Genomic DNA, 25,325 nt, shown 5'->3' on the forward strand with positions numbered 1-25,325 from the left:
CCCATGAACCCTCGCACCCGCCATGCCCTGGAGTTCGTTCTCGACAACCTCGTCTGGTTCATGCTGCTGTTCGTGCTGGTGGTCTTCTCCATCTTCATCCCGAACTATTTCCAGCTCGGCATCTTCGCCAACATCATCGAGGCATCGAGCGTGCTCGGCGTCATGTCGATCGGCTTGGCGCTGGTCATCATCGCCGGCCACATGGACCTGTCGGTCGAATCGGTGGCGGCGCTGAGCGCCATGGCTGTCGGCATCCTGTTCTGCTCGTCGGGCATCGGCCTTGGCGTCCAATTGCACCCGGAATGGCTGATGGTTCCGGTGTCGCTGCTGCTGGCACTGACCGTCGGCGGCCTCATCGGCGCCTTCAACGGCTATCTTGTGGTCAAGGTCAAGATGAGCGCCTTCATCATCACGCTGGCCTCCTACATCTGGGTGCGCGGCCTGGTGCTGGTTATTTCAGGCGGCCGCTCGGCGCAGGATCTCGCGCCTGCCATCCGCTGGTTCGGCATCCAGCGGCTGATCGGCCTGCCGCTTACCGCCTGGATCGCCATCGCCTGCTTCGTCGTCTTCTCGCTGATCATGGCCAAGACGCCATTCGGACGTCATCTCGTGATGATCGGCGGCAACGAGACGGCGACCTTCCGCGCCGGCATCCGGGTGAACCGCAACCTCATCATCGCCTTCGTGCTTGCTGGCGCCATTGCCGGCCTTGCCGGCTGGCTGCTGGCGATCCGCACCTCGGGCGCCACCGCCAATCTCGGCGTCGGCCTGCTGTTCAACGCCTTTGCCGCGGTCGTCATCGGCGGCGTCAGCCTCAAAGGCGGGGTCGGCACGCTGCCCGGCGTTTATGCCGGCGTGCTGCTGCTCTCGGCCATCAACACGGCGATCAATCTGATGGGGCTGCCGGCCAACTTCACCCAGGTCATCCACGGCCTGCTGGTGTTGGCCGCGGTGCTGCTGGACGCCTTCAAACAAACCATTCGCCAAAGACTCGCATGACAGGATGGCAGGCATGACCGGACGGCTGAACGACAAGGTCGCGCTGATCATCGGCAGCGCAAGCGGCATCGGCAAAGGCACCGCCCTGCGCTTCGCTGAAGAAGGTGCAAGGCTGGTGCTCGCCGACACCGAGGTCGGGGCCGGACAAGCGACCGCGGATGAGCTTGGCGCCCCTTTCATCGGCACCGACATCTCGCAAATGCGCGATGCCGAGGCCGCGGTGGCATTGGCGCTGAAGCATCATGGCCGCCTCGACATCATCGTGCAGAATGCCGGCATCTATCCCTGGCAGTTGATCGAGAACACCAGCACCGACGACTGGGACCGCGTCATGGCCGTCAATCTGCGCGGCACCTTCAATGCCACCCGCGCCGCACTGGTGCCGATGAAGGCGCAGCGCTACGGACGTATGCTGTTCACCTCCTCCATCACCGGTCCGCATGTCACCAGTCCCGGCCACGGCCATTATTCGGCGACCAAGGCAGGCATCAACGGCTTCATCCGTTCGGCGGCGCTCGAATTCTCCGGTTACGGCATAACCGTCAACGGCGTCGAGCCCGGCAACATCCTGACCGAAGCCATCCAGCAGCATCGCGGTGCCGCCTATATCAAGAACATGGAGGATTCGATCCCGCTCGGCCGGCTCGGCAGCCCGCGCGACGTCGCCAATGCCTTCCTGTTCCTCGCCTCGGACGATGCCAGCTACATCACCGGCACGACCATTGTCGTCGACGGCGGGCAATTGCTGCCCGAAGGCAAGGATTTCCGGATGGTGCCGCCGTGAATCTTTACATCGACGGCATTGGATCGCCCGCCTCCTGACCAGAGGCAACAAGGACAAGCCGCCGCTCGGCACATCAGCCCGGCAAGTATTCCCTCGTAAGTTGCATGGAACGCATCCGCACCTCAAGGGTTGTCTATCAGTGCTAGTCAACCGAGGGATTTGGGAATGGTCGACGACATCAGAACAAGCCATATCTACCAGCGGGCTCAAGCTTTGGCGGAAGGTGGCGTCCACAACTCTCCAGCCGAGATTGTTGCCGCGTTGCTGGCCGAGGGTTATCCGGAAGCAGCCGAGCTGTTGAACACCAAAAACATCCATGCTGATCTGCGCCGGGTTTGTGACGCGGCCGGGCCGCCGGCCACCGCGTATTTCGACATTCGCCATTGACGCGGCGCTGGATGGATTGTGTGACTGGAATGGTGGGCGATGACGGGCTCGAACCGCCGACATCTTCGGTGTAAACGAAGCGCTCTACCAACTGAGCTAATCGCCCGCTCCGGCGCGGACCTTTAAGCGGTCGGGACCGGCTTCGCAAGGCCAAATGAACAGGCGACGCCCTGTTCGCGGGCCGGATTTGTCAACAAAACGCCGGCTGTCAAAAAACCTTCTCCAGTTTGCTGTTATGATGGTTTGGTGCGCTTGACACCCGGTGGCGAACCCCTTATCCAGCGCCCCAACGACGAACACGGCTGACACGTGCTCGTCAATGCGCGGGTGTAGCTCAGTTGGTTAGAGTGCCGGCCTGTCACGCCGGAGGTCGCGGGTTCGAGCCCCGTCACTCGCGCCATTTCTCTCAAGGGTTTCAAACCCTTGGCACAAGGGAAATGTCGACATGAATTGTCAAGGTCCACTTTCAGAAATGAAGTGTCGAGGCGCGGTCGGTGATCGCTACCAGCGCCCATCGTACGCGGCCGACGGTCTTCACAGCCGGCTTCAAAAAAACACTCATGCATGCGTGACGGTGTGGCAAATGGGACGCCACTCCAATAGGCTGAAAAGCAGCTCCTGAACCGACTCCGCCTGGGTTGAGCCGCGTTTGATCTTGCGAATTTCGCTTGCGGATTTGCCCACAAAGCGCTCGATTCATTTCGCAGGTAGCGGAGCTGCACCAGTATGCTGCCGAAACGGTATGGAGGACTTATAGTGTCAATCGCACCAAACATTCCTATACGCACGATATTCACGCTCGTTTACCTGGGTGCCGTGACGACGGTCGCCACCGCCCTTTTCCCAGCGACCGCGTCGGCCGACCGACTGCAGCTGTGCGCGCGCGAGGGCGGCATCTGCCGTCTGCCGTATCCCGCCGAAGTGGTCTATGGCGCCCGGGGCCGCACAACCTCGCGCTATATCGAGCGAAACGCGGTACCCTGCTCAAATCGCGTTTTTGGCGACCCGGCACCGAACAGGCCAAAGTCGTGTTTCATCGTCATGCGCGACCGGGACCAGTCGGATGACAATTACGACGAGCCCCGCCGCGAAAGATGGGCGGCCTGTGCCGACGAAGGCGAATACTGCGACTTCGATGGCCGCAAGGTGGTCAGATACGGGGCGCGTGGCCGATTCACACAAGACGTGTTCCGCAATGGCGTCCAATGCGACAATGATTCATTCGGCGATCCCGCGCCTGATCAAGAAAAACGCTGCTACATCAAGCAGTAAGGCCGGGCCATCGCCTGCGGGACATCTAAAGCGCGTCGCGTCGAAGCCGATTCATGCGACGCGCTTTGGGTCCTTGTTTTGATGCATACCGTTCTCCCAAACCAAGGTCACTTTTGGGCGACATGCATTGGGGCTGGAATAGACTGACGGCTCCGCGAGCCTCAATTATCTCAGCCCTTCGCCAGCAGCGCCTCGACCTCCTGCAGCGTCGGCATCGACGGCGCTGTGCCGGGACGCGTCACCGAAATGCCGGCGACGGCGCAGGCGAAGCGCACAGCCTGCAGCGGCTCCACGCCTCGCGACAGTGCTGCGGCGAAGCCGCCGTTGAAGGCATCCCCCGCACCGGTGGTTTCGACAACCGGCCCGGCACTGATGGCGGGGACATGGTCGGAGCGGCCCTTCGTGTGCAGCAGCGCGCCCTTGTCGCCGAGCGTGACGATGACCGTGCCGACACCCTTTTCGAGCAGCTTGCCGGCGGCGGCGCGGGCGTCATCGACCGAAGAGACTTTTAGTCCGGTCAATTCCTCGGCCTCGGTCTCGTTTGGCGTGAGATAGTCGCAGAGCGTGTAGATATGGTCGGGAAGCTTTGCCGCGGGAGCGGGGTTGAGGATCGTCGTCACCCCTGCCCCGCGCGCGATCTCCAGCGCCCGCATCGCGGCGTCGATCGGCTGTTCAAGCTGCGTGACGAAAACGCCGGCGCCACGAATCAGATCCCCGTTGGCCTCGATATCGGCCGGCGAGATCAGCATGGCCGCACCGGAGCTGACGATGATGGCGTTGTTGCCGCTGCCCTCCTCGACGAAGATGTAGGCCGCGCCCGTATAGCTGTCCGGCGTGTCGATGACGGCGCTCTTCACGCCGGCATCCTGCCAGGTCCGCTTGGCCATGTCGGCGAAGGCGTCGATGCCAAGCCGGGTCAGGAAGGTGGTGTCAGCGCCGAGCTTGCCGGCGGCCACGGCCTGGTTCGACCCTTTGCCGCCCGGACCCAGCTTGAACGAGTTGCCGAGGATCGTCTCGCCCATGCGCGGCTGGCGATCGGCGCGATAGGCGGTGTCGGCGACAAAGACGCCCAAAATGACGACAGGCTTGCCGATGGCCATGCGGCTACTCCGCATCCGGCGGCACGACGCCCTTGCGGAAGGCGAAGCAGCCATAGAAGCGGCGCTCGCCGGTCTGGATGACGCAATAGGCCTGCTTGGCGCGCTCATAGAAGGCGTAGCGCTCGACGGAAATCATCGGCCAGGCCTTGCCTTCGGCTTTGTCGATCTCCTTTTGCACTTCCTTCTGCACCGCCGGAATCTCGTCCGGCTTGCCGACGATTTCCATGCGCGCAGCGGAGTCATCGACGAATGTGTCCAAGGGATAAAGCGACAGCACCGCCTTCACCACTTGCGCCGCCGATGCATCGATGCGCAGCAGCTTGCCGTGCACGGTCTGCTTCGCCACCGAATCCGACGGAAAGTTGGTGTCGGCGATGATCAGGTCATCGCCATGGCCCATCGCCCGCAATGCCTGCAGCACGTCGGCATTGAGCAGCGGATTGATGCCTTTGAGCATGATAGTCCTCGTGAAGTCTGTTTGAGATCAGAGACGTTGAGGTCAGAGACGCTGGCCGGTCTCGGCGTCGAAAAGATGGATCTGGTCGAGCCTCGGCTTCAGAGCCAGCGTGTCGCCGGGCTTGAAGTCGTGGCGTTCACGGAACAACGCTACCATCTCGCCCTCGCCGAAGCGCAGGAACACCAGCGTTTCCGAGCCGGTCGGCTCGACCACCGAAATCTTCGCCGGCACACCGTCGGGATGGATCTCCAGATGTTCCGGGCGCACGCCATAGACGACGGCCTGCCCGTCCTGCGCGGCGCTGTTCGGGGCAATCGGGAACAGCGTGCCAGCGATCTCGACGCCCGGCTTGTCGCCCTTGCGCATGATGCCCTTGAGCAGGTTCATCGACGGCGAGCCGATGAAGCCGGCGACAAACAAATTGGCCGGCCGGTCGAACAGCTCCAGCGGCGCGCCGACCTGCTCGATGCGGCCGTCACGCATGACGACGATCTTGTCGGCCATGGTCATGGCCTCGATCTGGTCGTGGGTGACGTAGATGGTGGTGGTCTTCAGCCGCTGGTGCAGTTCCTTGATCTCGGTGCGCATCTGCACGCGCAGCTTGGCGTCGAGATTGCTGAGCGGCTCATCGAACAGGAACACCTGTGGATTGCGCACGATGGCGCGCCCCATCGCCACGCGCTGGCGCTGGCCGCCGGAAAGCTGCCGGGGATAGCGCTTCAGATAGGGATTGAGATCGAGGATGTCGGCGGCGCGCTTGACCCGCTCGGCGACCTCGGCCGGATCGGTTTTGCGCAGTTTGAGGGCAAAGGCCATGTTCTGCTCCACCGTCTTGTGCGGGTAGAGCGCGTAGTTCTGGAACACCATGGCGATGTCGCGCTTGGCTGGCGGCAGATGATTGACGACGCGGTCGCCGATGGCGATCGTGCCGCCGGAAACGGTCTCCAGCCCGGCCACCATTCTGAGCAGCGTGGACTTGCCGCAACCCGAGGGGCCAACCAGCACCACGAACTGTCCGTCGGCGATGTCGACGCTGACCTCATGCAGAACCTTGACGGTTCCAAACGCCTTGGCCACCTTGCTGATTGCGACTTGAGCCATATCTCCTCCATCGGCCGTAGGCGCAGAAGCTAACCAACGCGACCTGTCAGGGCAAGTCGGAACTCTATAGATAAAAACCTGTTCTCGTTGACACGGCGTTTGGTTGTGAGAATAGTGGCGGGCGCTGGTCCAAATGTCGGAGCCAATCCGCAATCGAAACTTAGATCGAGCAGGTGGGGTCCTGCGTAATTTCGTCAACGAGCCGGAAGAACCGCTGGCGCTCCAGCGTCCGACAGGTTGGTCACATCCATTCACACTGATGTTCTGGGAGGAATAGTCGATGAGAGTAGATCTTTACGAAAAACTGGTCCGTGCCGGCGCTACCAGGCGCGACATACTGAAGGGCGCGGCCAGCATGGCCGCGATCGCAGCGGCATCGGGCGCCGGGCTCGGCGCCTTGACGCGTCCTGCTTCCGCGGCAAGTGAACTTCGTGCGAAAATCCTGCAGATTCCCGGCGTTGGCAAAGGCCAGCCGACCGACTCAGATTTCCAGAAGGTTGGCGAACTCTGCCTTGATGCGACCAAGGCAAATGTCAAGCAAGGCGAGTTCGCCGGTGTCGAGCTCTCGTTCATGGGCCTCAACAACCAGAACCTGCACAATGTGCTGTTTCGTGGCTTCCTGAAGCCGTGGGAGACCTACACCGGCGCCAAGATCAACTGGATCGACCTGGCGCAGGCGGATTACAATGCCCGCCTGCAGCAGTCGATCGCCACCGGAACCGTCGACTTCGACATTGCCGAGATGGGCGCGCCTTTCGAAGGCGATGTCTGCGGCAAGGGGCTCACTTCGGAAATGCCCGACTGGGTCAAGAAACAGATCGATATGGACGACCTGGTCAATTATCTGAAGCCTCCGGTTGGCACCTGGGATGGCAAGCAATATCGCGTCACCATCGACGGCGACACGCACAATTTCAATTACCGCACCGACGTGTTCGCCGACGCGGATCTCGCCAAGCAGTGGAAGGACGGCGGCGGCGCCGGCGAATGGGGCGTACCGAAGACCTGGCAGCAGGTGCAGGCCGTCACCAAGTTCCTCAAGGGCAAGAAATTCAAGGGCCAGGATGTCTATGGCTATCTCGATGCGCCCAAGCCCTGGGGCGGTTTCGGCTTCTACTTCCTTGGCAGCCGCGCCAGCGCTTACGCCAAGCATCCCGATGACAAGGCGTGGCTGTTCGACGCCGACACGATGAAGCCACGTGTCAACAACCCGGCCTGGGTACGCGCCATCCAGGACGTCATCGACGCCTTGCCGTCCGAACCCGCGGACCAGATCAACGCCGACCCGAACACCACCGGCTTCCAGCAGTTCCTGGCCGGAACCGGTTCAATGATCCCCTGGTGGGGCGACATCGGCTCCAACGTCAAGACCAATGACTCGTCCGTGATTGGCGACCTTTGCGGCTTCGACATCCTGCCGGGCTCGGATGACGTCTACAATTCCAAGACCGCCAAATGGGACAAGCTGCCGGGCGGACCGAACTACGCGCCGAACCTCGCCTATCTCGGCTGGGGCGTTTATGTCATGGCCCGCGTCGACAAAGACGAGAAGAAGAAAAAGGCGGCATGGTCCGCCGCCGCCCATCTCGGTGGCAAGGATCTGGCGATCTGGACGGCCATGTATCCGTCCGGCTTCCAGTGCTACCGCAACAGCCAGCATGACATCGACGAATGGGTGGCCGCCGGCTACGACAAGGCATTCATCACGAGTTACCTCGATTCCCAGTTCAACTCTTACAACCATCCGAACGGCGCGATCGAGCCGCGCATCCCCGGCATCTTCCAGTACTACAGTGCTGCCGAGGATATCCTGGCTAACACCTTCGCCGGCAAGATGAAGGCTCAGGAAGGCGCTGACGCCATTGCCGCGGCCTGGGAAAAGCTGACCGACCAGATCGGTCGCGAAAAGCAAGTCAAGCTCTACAAGGCCTCGCTCGGCGTGTAGGCTCCTGCGCTATGAACCGTGGTCCGGCGGCAACGCCGGACCACAGCCTTCTCCGGCTCCAAGAGGGGCCTTCCAAACGGGCGAGATTTGTGGCTGACCAGACTTCGACCGCAAACCAGTGGCCGGCAGATGCCGCCCCCTATGATCTGATTTCTCCAGGCCGCAAACGGCTTGGCTGGGCGCTGATGGCTGCGGCGACGCTCGGCCTGCTGGCGACGATCCTGCTAGAGATCCTGTACAAGACCGATACCGACACGATCGGCTTCGAGACCTGGCGTCCAGTCGTCTACGCCTATGTGCTGTGGGGCGTGGCGCTCGGCATCGGCCAGGTGCTGACACGCGGCGAGGATGGCCAGCGTGCGCTGTTCCTGCTGCCGGCGCTGCTGTTCACCATCGCCATGGTGATCTTTCCAACGCTGTTCGGCTTCTACATCGCGCTCACCGACTGGAACCTGAGTTCGTTTTCGGGCCGCAAATTCAACGGGCTGGACAATTTCTGGCAGATGCTGGGCGATCCCTACTACCGCAATGCGCTGTTCAACATGGTGCTCTATGTGCTGGCGGTCCTGGTCGAATATGTCATCGCCTTTGGCCTGGCCCTGTTGCTCAACGCGCAGATCCGGGCCCGAAAATTCTTCCGCGTCGTCTTCCTGATGCCGCTGATGCTGTCGCCGGTCGCGGTGTCATGGATGATCGGCAAATCGCTGATGGAGTACCGGTTCGGGCCGGCGGCGACGCTGGCGCGCCATCTCGGCTGGGAGAATCCGGCTTTCTTCTCGGATCCGATCACAGCCCGCATCTCGATCATGATACTGGATGCCTGGACCTTCATTCCATTCATGATGATCATGCTGCTGGCCGGCCTGCAGGCGATGTCGCGCGAGGTGCTGGAGGCCGCGCGGGTCGACGGCGCCAATGCCTGGCAGACCTTCTGGCAGGTCACCTTCCCGTTGATGCTGCCGGTGTCGGTGACGGCGGTGATCCTGCGCATCATCTTCAAGTTGAAGCTTGCCGACATCATCATCACGGTGACCTCGGGCGGACCCGGTGGCGCCACGGATTCCGTCTCCAGTTTCATCTACCGAGAATACCGCGACCGCTCGAATGTCGGCTACGGCACCATGCTGGCGATGGCCTATCTCGTGATCATCGTGGTGTTCGTGACCTGGCTGCTGAAATTCGCCAACCGCTTCGTGCGCAACGTCAACTGAGCGGTGGGATCATGAGCGTTCAAACCACCGAATACACCGTTTCCGAAATCCGCTCGCCGGCGAGCTTCATCACCAGCCGCGTCTTCATCTATGGCGCGCTGGTGTTCTGGGCCTTCATCTGCCTGTTCCCGATCTACTGGACGATAACCACCTCGTTCAAGTCGGCGGTCGACGTCACGCAGGGCCACCTTATTCCGTTCGTCGACTTCCAGCCGGACTGGAAGGGCTGGCGTTCGCTTGGCCTGTCGCCGGATTCGATCTTCCAGACCTCCACGGTGCGTGACGAATTCTTCAAGCGCTTCATGAATTCGGTCATCACCTCGGTCGGCGCGTCGAGCCTTGCCATCGTCATCGGCAGCCTCGCCGCCTACGGCCTCACGCGCTACCGCTACAAGTTCGCCTGGTTCAAGAACGAAGACATCTCGTTCTTCTTCCTGTCGCAGCTGATCCTGCCGCCGGTGGTGCTGGCACTGCCCTTCCTGGTGCTTTACCGGGAAGTCGGCCTGCTCGACACGCGCATCGGGCTGATCCTGCTCTACACGCTGATGGTGCTGCCGATCGTCATCTGGATCATGCGCGACCAGTTCAATTCCATCCCCGTCGAGCTCGAGGAAGCGGCCCTCGTCGATGGCCTGTCGATCTGGGGCGCCTTTTTCCGCATCGTCATGCCGATCGCGCTGCCGGGCATGGTCGCCGCCTTCATCCTGGCGATGGTGCTGTGCTGGAACGAGTACTTTTTCGCCGCCCTTTTGACCTCGACCGATGCCAAGACCATTCCCGTCATGGTGGCGAGCCAGACCGGCTCGCAAGGCATCAACTGGTGGTCGATGGCAGCGCTTGCCACCGCCGCGATTGCACCGCTGGCGGTCATCGGCATTGCCTTGGAACGCTATCTGATCATGGGCATGACGGCGGGAGCCGTGAAGTGACGACCCAATACTGGTTCGCACGCAACATCCGTGTCGGCTACAAGGGCTACGACCGCTATGGCAAGGGCGTCATGCCTATCGCCTGGCAGGGTCGGGCCGTCATCGCCGGCTTTGTGCTGGCGATGGTCTGCGGCGGCCTGCTCATGGCCCTGGTGGGCTTTTACGCCAATCACCTGGCGCTTGGCATAGCCCTCTACGTCATCCTGGCGATAACCGGCGCCGGCACGTTCATCTGGGCCGTGGCCACCAAGAGCGATCCGGACAAGTCGATCGCCGACTACCGGGCGGAGCGGTTGAAAAGCCGGGGTTAGGCCTTCAGGATCGCGCGCAGGTGATCCATGATCATGGCGACGCCCTGCTGCCCAAGTTCCGCCGATGCGTCCTTGGCATCAGCCGTATACCAGCTGGTATTGTCGGCGAAGTGGGCCGTATCGACAGCCTCCGGACATAGCGCCAGCATCAGCGATGTCTCGCCGATGCCGGCATGGTCGAACGGGTACTTGCCGTTCATCGTCGCCGGCATCAGTGGATGCACCTGCACCCAGTTGAAGAAATTTTCGCCAGCGGCATGTCCGGCATAATAGTCGGCCATCGTCTCCGACCCCCACCAGCCCTCGCCGCGCTGCTTCTCGAGGAAGCGGAAGATCGCCTGGCGGCCGGCGGTCTTGAAGGCGAGATCGGTCGGCATGCCGGCGGCGAAGTTTTCGGTCTGGTGATGGATGATGGCGTGGATGTTGCGGAAGCCGATGCGCAGCAGGCTGTAGAACAGCTCCTCGCCGAACGGCGCCAGCTGATTGCCGCCGACCTGTACCGAGCCAGTGCCTTCCGGCGGCGCCACCGCGTAGCTCGCCGCGCCGTAGTAGAAGGGCGGCAGGATGACGATATCTCTCTCCTTCTCGAACAGTTCCAGCGTCTTGATGACGGCCAGCGTGTCCATGCCGACGGCCATGTGCTCGCCATGGTATTCGAGCACGCCGAGCGGCAGGGCGACCGGCCAATTCTCGGCGATCGCCTTGCGGATCTGGTGCGGCAGCATCAGCTCATAGCGCATGGTCTATTCCATGTTGGTGTGGCGGGCGCGCATGGCTTCGGGCGACGCGCCGGTCAGCGATTTGAGCTTCAGCACCATCACCTCGAACAGCAGGAACAGTGCGCCTTCGAACACAGAGCCCATCGGCAGCACCGAAGTCTTTTGCGCCCCCTGGTCATCGGCCATGGTCTGGGCCGGGATAAGCAGCGTGAAATCGGCCAGCCCCGCCGCACTGCCGCCGGCCTGGGCGGTCAGAAGCAGATTGGTCGCGCCGGCATCGCGCGCGATGCGCATCAAGGTGAGCACCGTCGAGGTCTCTCCCGGTCCGGAACTGGCGAGGAAGACGTCGCCTCGGCCCAGCGGCGGCGTGGTCATGTCGCCGACCACCGAGACCGGCAGGCCGAGGTGATAGAGCCGCATGGCGAAACCCTTGACCTGCAAGGCCTCGCGGCCGCAGCCATAGACGACGATCTGTTTGGCTTCGGCCAACAGCTTGCAGGCGGCGTCGATCTGGCCCTCATCCACCCGCGCCAGCACGGCGCCGAGTTCGTTGAGCGCGGTTCCAAACAGGTTTTCGTTCTTGTCGCTCACCGCAAACCTGCCCTCGAATGTCCATGAACAGCTTGATTTCGTTCATGCTAGCAACCGCGAAAATGCGTGTCCAACACTGCGCAGCGCTTTTGCCTGACCACAGGCATGATAGTGTCATGTCAGACAAATCAAGCCAGGACACACCAGGACATGAAGACACGGCATTTCGACCGCATCGGCAATGGCGGCATCACCTTTACCGAGCTCGGCTTCGGTACGGCGCCGCTCGGCAATCTCTACCGCGCCGTCTCCGACGAGGATGCCAATGCGACGCTCGATGCCGCCTGGGCGACCGGCTGCCGCTACTACGACACCGCGCCGCTCTATGGGCTCGGCCTGTCGGAAACACGGCTCAACCCGTTCCTGCGCGGCAAGAAGCGCGACGACTATGTGCTGTCGAGCAAGGTCGGCCGCCTGATGCGCGCCTGCCCGCCGGAACAGCGCACGGGCATCGGCAAGTTCTTCGACACGCCGTCGCGTAGGGAAGTCTACGATTACAGCTATGACGGCGTGATGCGCTCGTTCGAGGCCTCGCTCGAGCGGCTTGGCGTCGATCGGATCGACATCCTGTTCGTGCACGATGTCGACATCTTCACCCATGGCAGCAAGGCGGCGTCCGACCAGCGCATCGAAGAATTCATGCGCTCGGGCTATTACGGGCTGCTGTCGCTGCGCGACCAGGGCGCCATCAAGGCGTTCGGCGGCGGCATCAACGAATGGCAGGTTGCCCAGACGCTGGCCGAGCGCGGCGATTTCGACCTGTTCCTGCTTGCCGGGCGCTACACGCTGCTGGAACAGGAGGCGCTGACATCCTTCCTGCCGCTTTGCCAGAAGCGCGGCATCGGCGTCGTGCTGGGCGGCCCCTACAATTCCGGCATCCTGGCGACAGGACCGAAGCCCGGTGCCTACTACGACTATTCCGAAGCGCCGAAGGACATTCTCGAGCGGGTCGCCGGCATCGAGGCTGTCTGCAAGCGCCATGGCATCAGGCTGATCGAGGCGGCGCTGCAATTCCCGCTGCTGCATCCTTCGGTGGTCTCGGTGATCCCCGGTGGCCAGCGGCCAAGCGAGGTCGAAAGCAACCGGTCGCTGCTTGACGCGAAACTGCCAGCGGCCCTTTGGGCCGACCTCAAGAAGGAAGGCTTGATGCGCGCGGATGCGCCGACCGCATAACTCGGCCACCATTCGCGTCGGCATCGGGCCAAAAAATGAAAAGCCGGGCGAGCCCGGCTTTTCTGTCTCTGAAAAGAAAAACGCGTTTTAGTTGACTGCGTCCTTGAGGCCTTTGCCGGCCGAAAACTTCGGCACGGTGCGTGCCGGGATCTTGACTTCGGCGCCGGTCTGCGGGTTGCGGCCGGTCGAGGCCGCACGCTTTGACACGGTGAAATTGCCAAAGCCGACAAGCCGGACATCGCCGCCCTTCTTCAGTTCGCCGGTGATCACGGAAAATACCGCATCGACCGCCGACTGCGCGTCACCCTTCGAAATGCTCGCGGCGTCGGCGACAGCGGACACCAGTTCGTTCTTGTTCATAAAAATTCCCTTCCATGAGAACACCGGAACTAACGACTCATCCGGCAGGAAACGGACTTTAGAAAGAAGCGTTCCCGCAACCAAGTCGAAAAGGCAGGAAAAAAGCGGAAAAAGCCCGGAAATCCGGGGTTTTTCACATGAAAAAGCCGGGCGCGAGGCCCGGCTTTCCGTTTGTGCACTGCAACTTTAGCAAATATTAATGCGCAAGCGACTTTCCAGCGTCGTCAACGCTGTCGGTCGTGGCCGGCGGATTGACCGGTTCGACCCATTCGATCGGCTCCGGCATACGCACCAGCGCGTGCCGCAACACCTCGCCGACGCGTGCGACCGGAATGATCTCCATGCCGTTCTTCACATTGTCCGGAATCTCCGCCAGATCCTTGGCGTTGTCTTCCGGGATCAGCACCTTCTTGATGCCGCCGCGCAGTGCGGCAAGCAGCTTTTCCTTGAGGCCGCCAATCGGCAAGATGCGGCCGCGAAGCGTTATCTCGCCAGTCATCGCCACATCGGCGCGGACCGGAATACCCGTCAGCACCGACACAATGGCTGTCGCCATGGCAGCACCCGCGGACGGGCCGTCCTTCGGCGTGGCGCCTTCCGGCAAGTGGACGTGGATGTCGCGCTTGTCGAACAGCGGCGGTTCGATGCCGAAATCGATGGCGCGCGAGCGGACATAGGAGGCCGCCGCCGAAATCGATTCCTTCATCACGTCGCGCAGATTGCCGGTCACCGTCATGCGGCCCTTGCCGGGCATCATGACGCCTTCGACCGTCAGCAGCTCGCCGCCGACTTCCGTCCAGGCAAGTCCGGTAACGACACCGACCTGATCGTCAGCCTCGACCTGGCCGAAGCGGAAGCGCTGAACACCGAGGTAATCAGCAAGGTTCGCCGCCGTGATGCTCACCGTCTTCTTCTTCGTCTTCAGGATCTCGGTCACCGCCTTGCGCCCGAGCTTCATCAACTCGCGCTCCAGGCTCCGGACGCCCGCTTCACGGGTGTAGGTCTGAACGATGGCGCGGATCGCGTCCTCGCTGACGGAGAACTCCTTCGGCTGCAGCGCGTGATCGCGGATCACCTTCGGCATCAGGTGCCGCTTGGCGATCTCGATCTTCTCGTCCTCGGTGTAACCGGCGATACGGATGATCTCCATGCGGTCCATCAAGGGCGCCGGGATGTTCAGCGTATTCGCCGTCGTCACGAACATCACGCTCGACAGGTCGTATTCGACCTCGAGGTAGTGATCCATGAACGTCGAGTTCTGCTCGGGATCAAGCACCTCGAGCAGTGCCGATGACGGATCGCCACGGAAGTCCTGGCCCATCTTGTCGATCTCGTCGAGCAGGAAGAGCGGATTGGACTTCTTCGCCTTCTTCATCGACTGGATGACTTTGCCGGGCATTGAGCCGATATAAGTGCGGCGGTGGCCACGGATCTCGGCCTCGTCGCGCACGCCGCCCAGCGCCATGCGGATGAACTCACGTCCAGTCGCCTTGGCGATCGACTTGCCGAGCGAGGTCTTGCCGACGCCGGGAGGTCCGACGAGGCACAGGATCGGCCCCTTCAGCTTCTTCTGGCGGCTTTGGACGGCGAGATACTCGACGATGCGCTCCTTGACCTTGTCGAGACCGAAGTGATCGGTATCGAGCACGTTCTGCGCGAAAGCCAGGTCCTGCTTGACCTTAGAGTTCTTGCCCCACGGGATCGACAGCAGCCAATCGAGATAGTTGCGCACGACCGTCGATTCCGCCGACATCGGCGACATCGTCCGCAGCTTCTTCAACTCGGCTTCCGCCTTTTCGCGGGCCTCCTTGGAGAGCTTGGTCTTCTTGATGCGCGCCTCGATCTCGGCGGCCTCGTCGCGGCCGTCCTCGCCTTCGCCGAGCTCCTTCTGGATCGCCTTCATCTGCTCGTTGAGGTAGTACTCGCGTTGCGTCTTCTCCATCTGGCGCTTGACGCGCGAGCGGATGCGCTTCTCCACCTGCAGGACGGAGATTTCGGCTTCCATGAAGCCCATCGCCTTTTCCAGCCGCTCCTTGACCGAGAGCGTGGCCAGCATTTCCTGTTTTTCAGGGATCTTGATGGCGAGATGCGAGGCAACCGTATCGGCGAGCTTGGAATAGTCGTCGATCTGGCTGGCAGCGCCCACCACTTCAGGCGAGATCTTCTTGTTCAACTTGACGTAGTTCTCGAAGTCGGTGACGACCGAACGGGCGAGCGCCTCGACCTCGACCTCTTCCTCTTCCGGCTCGACCAGCGCCGTGGCGCGGGCTTCGTGGAAGTCGGGACGGTCGGTGAAGGAGACGATTTTCGCACGCGAAGCGCCCTCGACCAGAACCTTGACGGTGCCGTCGGGCAGCTTCAGCAATTGCAGCACATTGGCGAGCGTGCCGATGTCGAAGATGGCATCGGGCTCGGGATCGTCATCGGCGGCATTCATCTGGGTGGCAAGCAGAATCTGCTTCTCCTGACCCATCACCTCTTCCAGCGCCTTGATCGACTTTTCGCGCCCGACAAAGAGCGGAACGATCATGTGCGGAAACACCACGATGTCGCGCAGTGGGAGGACTGCGAAGACGCCGTCGCTGGGAGCCTTGGATATTTTGGCCATTGTCCAACCTTTCATGTCGCGGCCACCATCAGGCCAACCGCGAATCTCATATTAACGACCGGGGATCGTTCCGCCTACCACCGTTTGTGACGGGAGTTTTACAGCACAGAATTCGGCACCTCGGCCTTCCAGTGTTAGGTGGATGCACGCAGGGCAAAGATCAAGAGTTAACATCGCCGGCAAATCCACTCCATCGCTGAGGTCGCGTGCCCTTCACAGCAAAACGGCGCCGCAACGGCGCCGTTCCACAAAAATATAGGGTCGAGTGCCATATCAGGCGCTGACATTGCCCTTCTTTTCCTTCTGTTCGGAGTAGATGTAGAGCGGCCGGGCACTGCCGGTCACCACCTCTTCCGAAATCACCACTTCGCGCACGCCTTCGAGCGCGGGCAGTTCGAACATCGTGTCGAGCAGGATCGCTTCCATGATCGAACGCAGGCCGCGGGCGCCGGTCTTGCGCTCGATGGCGCGCTTGGCGATCGCCGAGAGCGCATTCTCGTGGAAGGTCAGGTCGACATTTTCCATCTCGAACAGCCGCTGATACTGCTTGACCAGCGCGTTCTTCGGCTCGGTCAGGATCTGGATCAGCGCCGGCTCGTCGAGGTCCTCCAGCGTGGCCAGGACCGGCAGACGGCCGACGAACTCCGGGATGAGGCCGAATTTCAGGAGATCCTCGGGCTCGACCAGGCGGAAAACGTCACCGGTGCGACGATCCTCAGGTGAAGCGACGATGGCGCCGAAGCCGATCGAGGTCTTTCTGCCGCGATCCGAGATGATCTTGTCCAGCCCGGCGAAAGCGCCGCCGCAGATGAACAGGATGTTGGCGGTGTCGACCTGCAGGAATTCCTGCTGCGGATGCTTCCTGCCACCCTGCGGCGGCACGGAGGCAACGGTGCCTTCCATGATTTTCAGCAGTGCCTGCTGCACGCCCTCGCCCGACACGTCGCGGGTGATCGAGGGATTGTCGGACTTGCGCGAAATCTTGTCGATCTCGTCGATGTAGACGATGCCGCGCTGCGCGCGCTCGACATTGTAGTCGGCCGACTGCAGCAGCTTCAGGATGATGTTCTCGACATCCTCGCCGACGTAACCGGCTTCGGTCAGCGTCGTCGCGTCCGCCATGGTGAACGGCACGTCGATGATGCGGGCGAGCGTCTGCGCGAGCAGCGTCTTGCCGCAACCGGTCGGGCCGATCAGCAGGATGTTGGACTTCGCCAGCTCGACGTCGTTGTTCTTGCCGGCATGCGCGAGGCGCTTGTAGTGGTTGTGGACGGCCACCGACAGCACGCGCTTGGCGTAGGGCTGGCCGATGACGTAGTCGTCGAGAACCTTGAGGATCTCCTGCGGTGTCGGCACGCCCTCGCGCGACTTCACCATCGAGGTTTTGTTCTCCTCGCGGATGATGTCCATGCAGAGCTCGACGCATTCGTCGCAGATGAAGACCGTCGGACCGGCGATCAGCTTGCGCACCTCATGCTGGCTTTTGCCGCAAAACGAGCAATAAAGCGTGTTCTTCGAATCACCGCTGTTGTTGCCGACCTTGCTCATTTTCCTGTCCTTTCATGGCCGCCCGCCGATGGTCTGGCTGAAAGGGCGCATATTCTATCTATCGCGGGAATCCGCCGCCGCCAGTGTCCCGGCTCCCGCAACGTATTCCGTACGAAACACAAATCAGAAAACGTGGCAATGATTCGCAGCAACCCTACACAAAGCTAAGCCGTCGAAAATCAACATAGCCTTAACGTAGGCAATCCCGACCGTCGAGGGAACAGCCAATTGTGGCCGAAATGCCGCAAGAGACGCCAAAAGCGCGTGATGGTGCCATCCAACTGCCACCCAGCCCTTATGCCACGGCGGCTTCAGGCGGCTCGCGCGACGAAATGACCTTGTCGATGAGGCCGAAATCCTTGGCTTCGTCGGCGGTCATGAAATGGTCGCGGTCGAGCGTGCGTTCAATCTCCTCGTAGGTCTTGCCGGTGTGCTTGACGTAGACCTCGTTGAGACGGCGCTTCAGCTTGACGATGTCCATGGCGTGGCGCTCGATGTCGGAAGCCTGACCCTGGAAGCCGCCCGACGGCTGGTGAACCATGATGCGGGCGTTCGGCGTGGCGAAGCGCATGTCCTTGTGGCCGGCGGTCAAGAGCAGCGAGCCCATCGAGGCGGCCTGGCCGATGCAGAGCGTCGATACGGCCGGCTTGATGAACTGCATGGTGTCATAGATCGCCATGCCCGAGGTGACGACGCCGCCCGGCGAATTGATGTAGAGGTTGATTTCCTTTTTCGGATTCTCGGCCTCGAGGAACAAAAGCTGCGCGCAGACCAGCGTCGCCATGCCGTCCTCGACCGGACCGGTGATGAAAATGATGCGCTCCTTGAGGAGGCGCGAGAAAATGTCGTAGGCCCGCTCGCCGCGATTGGTCTGTTCGACCACCATCGGAACGAGGTTCATGTAGGTTTCGACGGGGTTCTTCATCAGATATCTCTTATCTCGCGGTGGGATTCCGGCGCCGGGAATGCCGGCAGATCGGGCAGAATCGGGACTGGATCGTTATTCCGTAGATAGGATGCCGGCTCATCCTTGTGCAAGGCCGACCCGTCCTAGCCATCTGGGTAAGTCGAATCAAGCTTTACGGCCAAGGATTCGCATCGCCGGACGCCTGCGCCGGTCTGCGGCAGCCGTGCCGGTCCGCAACGTAGCAGTTTCTTAACCGCGTCACTTAACGAAATGCGGCAAAACCGCTTTTCTCCGCAACGGCTTGCCCTACAATTCAACGTTGAACTTGTGTGTAAAGTTCAAACAGGGGGAGTGTCATGTTCAGGAGAAGCGCATCCTTCGCCGTTGCCGGGCTGGCCATGCTCGGCACAACTTCGCAGACGGCGGCCGGCGGCCGCGCCGTGGAATGCTACGAACCGGTCCGCACACCGGCCGTTTACGACACGGTCTATGAAGACGTGATGGTCAGCCCACCCGGCCAGCAGGTCGACTACACCCCACCCATCTATGGAACGCGCGAACGCGTGGTGATGACCGTTCCGGCGCAGGTGAGCTACGAGGTCGTGCCAGCCATCACCCGCACCGTCTACCACACGGTGCAAGCCGACGACGGCGGCTATTCCTGGGAGTGGCGCGTCATCCATGGCCGCCGGGTGCTGTGCAAGATCGGGCACAAGGCACGCTATGAACGCGTCGCCGAAACGGTGGTGATCCAGCCTGAACGCACGCGGCGCGTCGTCATCCCGGCGCAATACGACAGGATCGCCGAGGAGGTGCTGATACAGCCGGAACAAAGGCGTATTATCGATGTGCCTGCCTCCCACCAGACCGTCGCGCGGCGCGTGGTGGTCCGCGAAGGGTCGTCAGGCTGGCGGCGCGTGCATATCCCCAGGCATTGCCAGGATTAATTCAGGTTCGGCGGACGCTCAGGCCACCTCCGCCCGCAGCCATGCTTTCAGCCCCGCGACGTCGCCGTCGCCGACGGCGGCGGCAACGCGCCTGCCGACCGCGGCGCCGAATTTGTAGCCATGGCCGGAGCAGGCCGAGACGATCAGGCACTTGCCCTTTTCATGCGCCATGAATTTCTCGTCATCGGTAAAGGTGTAGGCGCAGGTGACGACCTCGGTCACCGCGTATTCCTCGATGCGGGCGATCGGCGGCGAAAACAGGTTGCGGATTGCCTCGCCCTCGCCCGGCACCGGGTCACGGTTCCAGTCGGCGTCGCTGGTGGGCACCTTGTGCAACCCCGAACCGAATTTCATGCCGGCGCCGCCGGAGATCGGGATCACGTAGCCGTCGACCGCGCCGCCGATGTCGAGCACGACCGGCGCCACCTCCCAGGCCGACTTCAAATCGGCCGGCGGTTTGACATAGGCAAGGGCTGTCCGATAGGTCTTCAACTCGCCGTCCAGTTCCGGAAACAGTTTCAGCACCCAGGCGCCGGCGGCGACGACAATGCGGTCGGCCTGCATGGTCTCGCCGCTCTCCAGCACGATATGGCCAGTCTCGGCGTCGATCGCCGTCACCTTGCTGTGCTCGTAGACATTGGCGCCGTTGGCGCGCAGCCACTTTGCCAGTCCCGCCGCGATCTTGCGGCAATGCAGCGCGCCGCCTTCGGTCGAAAAATAGGCATAGCGGAACGTGCCGGCTTCAAGAAAGGGCCAGCGTTTCACGGCTGCATCCGGTTCCAGCAATTCAAAAGGGAAATTCCCCGCTTCCAGACCCTTGCGGTATTCCTCGGCCTCGTCGCCCGGCTCACGCGAAATGCAGACAAAACCGCGCGCATCGAGATGGCTTTCGCCGAGATCGGCCCACATCTCGTCCCAGGGCCTGATAGGCCTCGGTGATCAGCCGGCCATAGCCGGTTCCGGCGCGGTAGGCGCGGCGGATGACGCGATGATGGTCGCCTGACGCCGCCAACGGATTGGGGATCGGCCCCTGCTCGACGATCGACACGCTGTGGCCGGCCTTGACGAGCGACCATGCCGTGGAGAGACCGGCAATACCCGCGCCGACGACGATCACATTCATCCGTTCAGACCTTCCGCATCCGCATTGGCTGGATCAACTCATGGGGTATCGCGCGCCAACATACGGTCTGGAATGAGGCTGGCAAGCCGCGCTATGGGTCTGGCATGACCAAATTGACGCTCCCCTATCTGGCCTTTGATCCAGCCACCCGCCGGCTGCGGCTCGACCCGCACGAGCCGGCTTTCTTCCTGAACCCGTACGAGGCCTATGCCTTCCTGCATGGCGTCTCGAATGCCTTCTTCTGGGAGGAATTCGGCTTCTGGTGCTTTGGCGGCTTCGACGAGGTCAACCGGCTGCTGCGCGACCGCCGCTTCGGCCGCCAGAACCCCGCCGGTATTCCCGACAGCCGCGGCAACGGCCAGGACCGAAGCCATCTCAAGGCATTCGACGGCATCGAAGCCAATTCCATGCTCGAGCTGGAACCACCGGTGCACACGAGGCTGAGGACACTGGTCAACCGTGCCTTCGTCTCGCGCCAGGTCGAACGGCTGCGGCCGCGTGTCGAAGTGCTCGCCAACGAGCTGATCAACCGCTTTGATCCGAGCGGGGCCGTCGACCTTTTGCCCGCCTTCGCGGCGCCCTTGCCGATCACCATCATCGCTGAAATGCTTGGCGTGCCGGTGGAGATGGGGCCGCAACTGCTCGACTGGTCACATCAGATGGTCGCCATGTACATCCATGGCCGCACGCGCGAGACCGAGGAGACGGCCAATCGCGCAGCGCGCGAATTTGCCGATTTCCTGCGTGGCTACGTCACAGAGCGCCGCAACAACCCCGGCGGCGACCTGCTTTCGCTGCTGATCTCAGCGCAGGAGGACGGCCAAAAGCTGTCCGAGGATGAGATGGTGTCCTCGGCCATCCTGCTGCTCAATGCCGGCCATGAAGCGACCGTGCACCAGACCGGCAATGCGGTCCGCTCGATCCTGGCGCAAGGCGGCGACCCCAGACGCTTCTTCATCTCGGCGGAAGCAACCGCGGCAACGGTCGAGGAATGCCTGCGCTTCGACGCACCGCTGCACATGTTCACGCGCTACGCCTATCAGGAAATCGAGATTGCGCCTGGCATCGTCGTGCAGCCGGGCCAGACGATCGGGCTTCTACTCGGCATGGCCAATCATGATCCGCGCGCCTTCGCCGAACCGCAGGCCTTCAGGCCGGACCGGACCGACCAGAAGAACGTGTCCTTCGGCGCCGGCATCCATTTCTGCATCGGCGCGCCGCTGGCGCGGCTCGAATTGCAGGTGTCGCTGAAGACTTTGTTCGAACGGCACCCGCAACTGCATCTTGCCGAACAGCCCCGCTTCCGCGACACTTACCACTTCCATGGGCTGGAAACGCTCGCTGTCGGCTTCTGAACGATCGCGGGCCTGGGGCTGCGCGATGAGACTGTATTGGAGACCGGCGACGGCGTTCGCATTGGCACTGCTGTGCGCCTGCCTGGGGGCAGCGCGCGCCCAGCAGCAGCCGGAAAACATCCCGCAGGAAAACAGCGATGCCGTCGCCAGGGCCATGGCTGGCGGTCTGCTCGAACGCCAGACGGGCGCGGTTGTGCCCGCGGACAAGTTCTGGGCCTATGAAGTCGACTTCAACCTCGACGGCCTGTCCGAAATCTATGCCTATGTCGCGGGTCCCACCTGCGACGGCGTGAAATGCGGGCTTTTCCTGTTCGTGCTCGAAGGCGACGGTTACCGTGAGGTTCTCGGTGACATCCCGGGTGCGAGACTTACGCCTCCAGACAGGGTCGCGCTCGGTGCGTTCAAGCGCAACGGCTTCATCGACCTGCAACTCGACCAGAAGCTGTTTGGCTGGACGGGCGACCACTACGCTGATGTCTCGACCTTTCCCGCTACGTCGCTCGACGGCACTGCCTTTATGGCGGCCTGCCAAAAAGGCAAATCCAGCGAGCAGCCCGAAGACGGCGAGGCCGAACGGGTCGCCGGTGAATGCCAATGCCAGTTCAACCGGTTTCAAGCGATCGGCTTGACCCAAGCCGACCTTGACCAATATGCCGCCTCGCTGGGCGAGAATTTTGAATATCCCAGCGGCGGCAAAGAGAAGGCCTGGCAAGCCGTCACCACGAATGCGAGCGACACCGCAACCGGTTGTGACGTGGTCAGCGGCAAGAGCCAGTGGCAGCCGGCTTACTTCAATCATGGCGACCAGCCGCAACAGAGGCTCGATTTCAACGGCTTCATCGCTGCCTGCCCAACCCAGGAGTTCATCCTGACCAACCGCAAGGTCGGCTCCCCGGACCGTGCACTCAGCCTTTGCGGCTGCCTTGCCCGCGAAATGCCCACACAAGGGGTGACACAGGCCCAGTTAGATCTCGTAACACGCTACTACCGCGACGAGATTTCGGACACCGATGCCGAGGATGCGCTCGCGATGCACGACAAGGCGTCGGAAGCCTGCCTCAGCCAGTTCCCGGCGAAATAGATGCCGGACCCAATGACCGAAATGAAATTCGCTTTCCTGGAAGAGCCGCCATTTTGCTTTACCGACGCATCGGGTGAGGTTTCGGGTTGCGACGTCGAGCTTGCGCGGGGGATCAGCGACATGCTGGGCCTCAAGGATTTTACGGCGATCGGAACCGAATTGGCCGAATTGTTACCAGGGCTGGTGGACGGCCGCTGGACCATGACAACCGGGCTGTTCGTCTCCGACGAGCGCAGGCGGATTGTCGACTTCACCCGGCCGATCTGGTCTTTGCAGGACGGGTTGCTGGTCATACAAGGCAATCCGTGCGGCTTCGCCGGCTATCAATCGATCGCGAAAGATCCCACCGCCTTGATCGGCGTCATCACCGATCAGGTCCAGCATCTCACGGCGTTGCGGAATGGCGTCTCGCCCAGCCAGATCAGGCCGTTCGCGACACAGGCGGACGCAGCGCGGGCTGTCGCCGACGGCATGGTGCATACCTATGCCAGCGTTGCCATGGCGCACCGAGGTTATCTGTGGCGGCGACCCGAAATGCCGCTTGGACTCGTCGACGTTGCCGCGGCTGAAAAACAGCCATCGGCCGGTGCCTTCGCGATCGCCAAGGAGAATGCTGGCCTGCTCCGGCGCATCGATGATTGCCTCGATGAACTGCTCGGCAGCGACTGGCACCGGCGGATGATGGCCCGATACGGATTTTCAGACAGCGATATCGATCGCGTCGTCTGACCCGGATGCCTACAGCTTGATCACATACTCCTTGCGAGTCGTTTCAAGCACTTCCCAGCTGCCTTTGAAGCCCGGCCTCAGCACGAAACTGTCGCCGGACTTGACGGTGCGCGCTTGCCCACCGTCCTCCGCGATCACCGAAACGCCGGACAGGATGTGGCAGAACTCCCACTCGTCATAGACGATGCGCCATTTGCCGGGAGTCGATTCCCAGATACCGGCATAAAGGCCGCCGTCCTGCTCCTCGACATTCCAGGTGCGGAATTTCGGATCGCCCGAGATCAGGCGATCCGGCCCCGGTGCGCCGGATTCGGGTTCGACGCTTTTGGTGTCGACAGAAAGGAACGCAGCCATCCCCGATCAGACCTTGGCGAGCGCCTGTTCGAGGTCGGCGACGATGTCGGTGACATCCTCAATGCCGATGGAAAGCCGCACGGTGTCCGGGCCGGCGCCGGCCTTGACCTTCTGCTCGTCGGAAAGCTGGCGGTGGGTGGTCGAGGCCGGGTGGATGACCAGCGACTTGGTGTCGCCGACATTGGCGAGGTGCGAAAACAGTTCCAGCGCCTCGACGAATTTGACGCCGGCCTCGTAGCCGCCCTTGAGGCCGAAGGTGAACACGGCGCCGGCGCCGAGCGGCGAATATTTCTTCTGCAGCGCGTTGTTCTTGTCGCTGGGCAGGCCGGGATAGTTCACCCAGGCGACCTTCGGATGGTTCGACAGCCAGCCGGCGACCGTGACCGCATTGTCGCAATGGCGCTGCATGCGCAGCGGCAAGGTTTCCAGCCCAGTCAGGATGAGGAAGGCGTTGAACGGCGAGATCGCCGGGCCGAGGTCGCGCAGGCCGAGCACGCGCGCGGCGATGGCGAAGGCGAAATTGCCGAAGGTTTCGTGCAGGACGAGGCCGCCATATTCGGGGCGCGGTTCCGACAGCATCGGGTACTTGCCCGACTTCGACCAGTCGAAGGTGCCGCCATCGACAATGACGCCGCCGATCGAATTGCCGTGGCCGCCGATGAATTTGGTCAGCGAATGGACGACGATGTCGGCGCCATGCTCGATCGGCCGGATCAGATAGGGCGAGGCCAGCGTGTTGTCGACGATCAGCGGCAGGCCGTGCTTGCGGGCGATGTCGCCGATCTTTTCGATATCGACGAAGGTGCCGCCCGGATTGGCCAGGCTCTCGATGAAGATCGCCTTGGTCCTGTCGTCGATCTGGCTTTCGAAAGTCGAGATGTCGTTGGTGTCGGCCCAGCGCACCTCCCAGCCATAGTTCTTGAAGGCGTGGCCGAACTGGTTGATCGAGCCGCCATAAAGTCTGGTCGCAGCGACGAAATTGTCGCCCGGCTGCATCAGATTGTGGAACACGATCACCTGCGCGGCGTGGCCGGATGCGACCGCAAGGGCAGCCGTGCCGCCCTCGAGGGCCGCGACGCGCTCCTCAAGCACCGCCTGGGTCGGGTTCATGATGCGGGTGTAGATGTTGCCGAAGGCCTTGAGACCGAACAGGGAAGCAGCGTGGTCGGCGTCGTCGAAGACGAAGGAGGTCGTCTGGTAGATCGGCGTGGCGCGCGCGCCGGTGGCCGGATCGGGCTTGGCGCCGGCATGGACGGCGAGCGTGTTGAAACCAGGCGAACGGGTCACTGAAACCTCCCTTTTTGAAACTCTAGAAATCGCCGGGCATTCTTGGC

The 25,325-nt window shown here is 62.1% G+C and carries 24 protein-coding genes, 2 tRNA genes and 1 pseudogene; 14 read left to right on the forward strand and 13 right to left on the reverse strand.

Annotated elements, in window-relative coordinates; translation table 11 throughout:
* Nucleotides 1-3: 3 nt before the first annotated feature.
* The 3 genes from AC0V7N_RS26160 (at nt 4) to AC0V7N_RS26170 (ending at nt 2,170) form a co-directional block, all read left to right on the forward strand.
* A complete protein-coding gene (locus AC0V7N_RS26160; protein ID WP_475451139.1) occupies nt 4-999 on the forward strand; it encodes an ABC transporter permease in 996 nt (331 codons plus the stop codon).
* 13 nt (nt 1,000-1,012) lie between these two features.
* Nucleotides 1,013-1,783, forward strand: a complete 771-nt coding sequence (locus tag AC0V7N_RS26165) for an SDR family NAD(P)-dependent oxidoreductase (protein ID WP_475451140.1) — start codon at nt 1,013-1,015, stop codon at nt 1,781-1,783.
* Nucleotides 1,784-1,948: 165 nt separating this feature from the next.
* Nucleotides 1,949-2,170: a hypothetical protein gene (locus AC0V7N_RS26170; protein WP_475451141.1), complete on the forward strand. Its 222-nt coding sequence runs from the start codon at nt 1,949-1,951 to the stop codon at nt 2,168-2,170.
* 30 nt (nt 2,171-2,200) lie between these two features.
* Here AC0V7N_RS26170 and AC0V7N_RS26175 read toward each other — a convergent pair.
* A tRNA-Val gene (locus AC0V7N_RS26175) sits at nt 2,201-2,276 on the reverse strand.
* Nucleotides 2,277-2,493: 217 nt separating this feature from the next.
* Between AC0V7N_RS26175 and AC0V7N_RS26180 the strand changes: the two genes are divergently transcribed.
* Nucleotides 2,494-2,570: transfer RNA gene (locus tag AC0V7N_RS26180), tRNA-Asp, on the forward strand.
* A gap of 326 nt (nt 2,571-2,896) precedes the next feature.
* Nucleotides 2,897-3,442: a hypothetical protein gene (locus AC0V7N_RS26185; protein ID WP_475451142.1), complete on the forward strand. Its 546-nt coding sequence runs from the start codon at nt 2,897-2,899 to the stop codon at nt 3,440-3,442.
* Nucleotides 3,443-3,612: 170 nt separating this feature from the next.
* Here AC0V7N_RS26185 and rbsK read toward each other — a convergent pair whose 3' ends face one another.
* From rbsK to AC0V7N_RS26200, 3 genes are read right to left on the reverse strand one after another with little or no spacing between them, the layout of a single operon-like run.
* The gene (gene rbsK / locus AC0V7N_RS26190; RefSeq protein ID WP_475451143.1) at nt 3,613-4,542 is read right to left on the reverse strand and encodes a ribokinase; all 930 of its coding nucleotides are present in this window, start codon (nt 4,540-4,542) and stop codon (nt 3,613-3,615) included.
* A gap of 4 nt (nt 4,543-4,546) precedes the next feature.
* Nucleotides 4,547-4,999, reverse strand: a complete 453-nt coding sequence (locus AC0V7N_RS26195; protein ID WP_475451144.1) for an RbsD/FucU family protein — start codon at nt 4,997-4,999, stop codon at nt 4,547-4,549.
* Between the two features lie 42 nt (nt 5,000-5,041).
* Nucleotides 5,042-6,100, reverse strand: a complete 1,059-nt coding sequence (locus AC0V7N_RS26200; RefSeq protein ID WP_496627366.1) for a sn-glycerol-3-phosphate ABC transporter ATP-binding protein UgpC — start codon at nt 6,098-6,100, stop codon at nt 5,042-5,044.
* 280 nt (nt 6,101-6,380) lie between these two features.
* On the opposite strand from AC0V7N_RS26200, the gene AC0V7N_RS26205 reads away from it, so the two are divergent.
* The 4 genes from AC0V7N_RS26205 (at nt 6,381) to AC0V7N_RS26220 (ending at nt 10,496) form a co-directional block, all read left to right on the forward strand.
* Nucleotides 6,381-8,045 carry an ABC transporter substrate-binding protein gene (locus AC0V7N_RS26205; protein WP_475451145.1) on the forward strand — a complete coding sequence of 555 codons (1,665 nt, stop codon included), beginning with the start codon at nt 6,381-6,383 and terminating at the stop codon, nt 8,043-8,045.
* An 89-nt stretch (nt 8,046-8,134) separates the two neighbouring features.
* Nucleotides 8,135-9,256 (forward strand): carbohydrate ABC transporter permease, encoded by a 1,122-nt coding sequence (locus tag AC0V7N_RS26210; protein ID WP_475451146.1) that lies wholly within the window; start codon nt 8,135-8,137, stop codon nt 9,254-9,256.
* An 11-nt stretch (nt 9,257-9,267) separates the two neighbouring features.
* Nucleotides 9,268-10,185: a carbohydrate ABC transporter permease gene (locus AC0V7N_RS26215; protein WP_475451147.1), complete on the forward strand. Its 918-nt coding sequence runs from the start codon at nt 9,268-9,270 to the stop codon at nt 10,183-10,185.
* Nucleotides 10,182-10,496 (forward strand): hypothetical protein, encoded by a 315-nt coding sequence (locus tag AC0V7N_RS26220; RefSeq protein WP_475451148.1) that lies wholly within the window; start codon nt 10,182-10,184, stop codon nt 10,494-10,496. Before AC0V7N_RS26215 ends, AC0V7N_RS26220 begins: the two co-directional genes overlap by 4 nt.
* On the opposite strand, the gene AC0V7N_RS26225 is transcribed toward AC0V7N_RS26220, so the two are convergent.
* A complete protein-coding gene (locus AC0V7N_RS26225; protein WP_475451149.1) occupies nt 10,493-11,236 on the reverse strand; it encodes a creatininase family protein in 744 nt (247 codons plus the stop codon). The two genes, AC0V7N_RS26220 and AC0V7N_RS26225, sit on opposite strands and share 4 nt — an antisense overlap.
* A 3-nt stretch (nt 11,237-11,239) precedes the next feature.
* Nucleotides 11,240-11,806: an SIS domain-containing protein gene (locus AC0V7N_RS26230; RefSeq protein WP_475451150.1), complete on the reverse strand. Its 567-nt coding sequence runs from the start codon at nt 11,804-11,806 to the stop codon at nt 11,240-11,242.
* A gap of 150 nt (nt 11,807-11,956) precedes the next feature.
* Here AC0V7N_RS26230 and AC0V7N_RS26235 point away from each other — a divergent pair, with 150 nt between their 5' ends.
* Nucleotides 11,957-12,979 (forward strand): aldo/keto reductase, encoded by a 1,023-nt coding sequence (locus AC0V7N_RS26235; protein ID WP_475451151.1) that lies wholly within the window; start codon nt 11,957-11,959, stop codon nt 12,977-12,979.
* A gap of 87 nt (nt 12,980-13,066) precedes the next feature.
* Here the strand turns inward: AC0V7N_RS26235 and AC0V7N_RS26240 are convergent, their stop codons facing one another.
* The 4 genes from AC0V7N_RS26240 to AC0V7N_RS26255 form a co-directional block, all read right to left on the reverse strand.
* Complete coding sequence (locus tag AC0V7N_RS26240; RefSeq protein ID WP_006201846.1) at nt 13,067-13,339, reverse strand: HU family DNA-binding protein; 273 nt, start codon at nt 13,337-13,339, stop codon at nt 13,067-13,069.
* Nucleotides 13,340-13,535: 196 nt separating this feature from the next.
* The gene (lon, locus tag AC0V7N_RS26245; protein ID WP_475451152.1) at nt 13,536-15,947 is read right to left on the reverse strand and encodes an endopeptidase La; all 2,412 of its coding nucleotides are present in this window, start codon (nt 15,945-15,947) and stop codon (nt 13,536-13,538) included.
* Nucleotides 15,948-16,220: 273 nt separating this feature from the next.
* Nucleotides 16,221-17,495: an ATP-dependent Clp protease ATP-binding subunit ClpX gene (gene clpX, locus AC0V7N_RS26250; RefSeq protein ID WP_023759839.1), complete on the reverse strand. Its 1,275-nt coding sequence runs from the start codon at nt 17,493-17,495 to the stop codon at nt 16,221-16,223.
* Between the two features lie 295 nt (nt 17,496-17,790).
* On the reverse strand, nt 17,791-18,420 hold the full coding sequence (locus AC0V7N_RS26255; protein ID WP_027042376.1) for an ATP-dependent Clp protease proteolytic subunit: 630 nt from the start codon (nt 18,418-18,420) through the stop codon (nt 17,791-17,793).
* A gap of 338 nt (nt 18,421-18,758) precedes the next feature.
* On the opposite strand from AC0V7N_RS26255, the gene AC0V7N_RS26260 reads away from it, so the two are divergent.
* A complete protein-coding gene (locus AC0V7N_RS26260; protein WP_475451153.1) occupies nt 18,759-19,349 on the forward strand; it encodes a hypothetical protein in 591 nt (196 codons plus the stop codon).
* 18 nt (nt 19,350-19,367) lie between these two features.
* On the opposite strand, the pseudogene AC0V7N_RS26265 reads toward AC0V7N_RS26260, so the two are convergent.
* Nucleotides 19,368-20,472, reverse strand: a pseudogene (locus tag AC0V7N_RS26265) (NAD(P)/FAD-dependent oxidoreductase).
* 104 nt (nt 20,473-20,576) lie between these two features.
* Here AC0V7N_RS26265 and AC0V7N_RS26270 point away from each other — a divergent pair.
* From AC0V7N_RS26270 to AC0V7N_RS26280, 3 genes are read left to right on the forward strand one after another with little or no spacing between them, the layout of a single operon-like run.
* The gene (locus AC0V7N_RS26270; RefSeq protein ID WP_475451154.1) at nt 20,577-21,827 is read left to right on the forward strand and encodes a cytochrome P450; all 1,251 of its coding nucleotides are present in this window, start codon (nt 20,577-20,579) and stop codon (nt 21,825-21,827) included.
* Entirely contained in the window at nt 21,796-22,908 is a 1,113-nt protein-coding gene (locus tag AC0V7N_RS26275; protein WP_475451155.1) for a hypothetical protein, read from the forward strand. The genes AC0V7N_RS26270 and AC0V7N_RS26275 overlap by 32 nt, the downstream gene beginning before the upstream one ends.
* A 12-nt stretch (nt 22,909-22,920) precedes the next feature.
* Entirely contained in the window at nt 22,921-23,637 is a 717-nt protein-coding gene (locus AC0V7N_RS26280) for a transporter substrate-binding domain-containing protein (protein ID WP_496627367.1), read from the forward strand.
* Nucleotides 23,638-23,646: 9 nt separating this feature from the next.
* Here AC0V7N_RS26280 and AC0V7N_RS26285 read toward each other — a convergent pair whose 3' ends face one another.
* Nucleotides 23,647-23,991: a cupin domain-containing protein gene (locus tag AC0V7N_RS26285; RefSeq protein WP_475451157.1), complete on the reverse strand. Its 345-nt coding sequence runs from the start codon at nt 23,989-23,991 to the stop codon at nt 23,647-23,649.
* A gap of 6 nt (nt 23,992-23,997) precedes the next feature.
* Entirely contained in the window at nt 23,998-25,278 is a 1,281-nt protein-coding gene (locus tag AC0V7N_RS26290; RefSeq protein ID WP_475451158.1) for an O-acetylhomoserine aminocarboxypropyltransferase, read from the reverse strand.
* Between the last annotated feature and the right edge of the window lie 47 nt (nt 25,279-25,325).

The organism is Mesorhizobium kamtschaticum, assembly GCF_056174585.1.

What these genes read in the sequence shown, in the direction of transcription:
- AC0V7N_RS26225 (WP_475451149.1), bottom strand. Translation starts at nt 11,236, where the DNA reads ATGCGCTATGAGCTGATGCTGCCGCACCAGATCCGCAAGGCGATCGCC.
- clpX (WP_023759839.1), bottom strand. Translation starts at nt 17,495, where the DNA reads ATGAGCAAGGTCGGCAACAACAGCGGTGATTCGAAGAACACGCTTTAT.
- AC0V7N_RS26280 (WP_496627367.1), top strand. Translation starts at nt 22,921, where the DNA reads ATGACCGAAATGAAATTCGCTTTCCTGGAAGAGCCGCCATTTTGCTTT.
- AC0V7N_RS26235 (WP_475451151.1), top strand. Translation starts at nt 11,957, where the DNA reads ATGAAGACACGGCATTTCGACCGCATCGGCAATGGCGGCATCACCTTT.
- AC0V7N_RS26165 (WP_475451140.1), top strand. Translation starts at nt 1,013, where the DNA reads ATGACCGGACGGCTGAACGACAAGGTCGCGCTGATCATCGGCAGCGCA.
- AC0V7N_RS26195 (WP_475451144.1), bottom strand. Translation starts at nt 4,999, where the DNA reads ATGCTCAAAGGCATCAATCCGCTGCTCAATGCCGACGTGCTGCAGGCA.
- AC0V7N_RS26275 (WP_475451155.1), top strand. Translation starts at nt 21,796, where the DNA reads ATGGGCTGGAAACGCTCGCTGTCGGCTTCTGAACGATCGCGGGCCTGG.
- AC0V7N_RS26205 (WP_475451145.1), top strand. Translation starts at nt 6,381, where the DNA reads ATGAGAGTAGATCTTTACGAAAAACTGGTCCGTGCCGGCGCTACCAGG.
- AC0V7N_RS26260 (WP_475451153.1), top strand. Translation starts at nt 18,759, where the DNA reads ATGTTCAGGAGAAGCGCATCCTTCGCCGTTGCCGGGCTGGCCATGCTC.
- AC0V7N_RS26270 (WP_475451154.1), top strand. Translation starts at nt 20,577, where the DNA reads ATGACCAAATTGACGCTCCCCTATCTGGCCTTTGATCCAGCCACCCGC.
- rbsK (WP_475451143.1), bottom strand. Translation starts at nt 4,542, where the DNA reads ATGGCCATCGGCAAGCCTGTCGTCATTTTGGGCGTCTTTGTCGCCGAC.
- AC0V7N_RS26215 (WP_475451147.1), top strand. Translation starts at nt 9,268, where the DNA reads ATGAGCGTTCAAACCACCGAATACACCGTTTCCGAAATCCGCTCGCCG.
- AC0V7N_RS26240 (WP_006201846.1), bottom strand. Translation starts at nt 13,339, where the DNA reads ATGAACAAGAACGAACTGGTGTCCGCTGTCGCCGACGCCGCGAGCATT.
- lon (WP_475451152.1), bottom strand. Translation starts at nt 15,947, where the DNA reads ATGGCCAAAATATCCAAGGCTCCCAGCGACGGCGTCTTCGCAGTCCTC.
- AC0V7N_RS26285 (WP_475451157.1), bottom strand. Translation starts at nt 23,991, where the DNA reads ATGGCTGCGTTCCTTTCTGTCGACACCAAAAGCGTCGAACCCGAATCC.
- AC0V7N_RS26160 (WP_475451139.1), top strand. Translation starts at nt 4, where the DNA reads ATGAACCCTCGCACCCGCCATGCCCTGGAGTTCGTTCTCGACAACCTC.
- AC0V7N_RS26255 (WP_027042376.1), bottom strand. Translation starts at nt 18,420, where the DNA reads ATGAAGAACCCCGTCGAAACCTACATGAACCTCGTTCCGATGGTGGTC.
- AC0V7N_RS26185 (WP_475451142.1), top strand. Translation starts at nt 2,897, where the DNA reads ATGCTGCCGAAACGGTATGGAGGACTTATAGTGTCAATCGCACCAAAC.
- AC0V7N_RS26200 (WP_496627366.1), bottom strand. Translation starts at nt 6,100, where the DNA reads ATGGCTCAAGTCGCAATCAGCAAGGTGGCCAAGGCGTTTGGAACCGTC.
- AC0V7N_RS26170 (WP_475451141.1), top strand. Translation starts at nt 1,949, where the DNA reads ATGGTCGACGACATCAGAACAAGCCATATCTACCAGCGGGCTCAAGCT.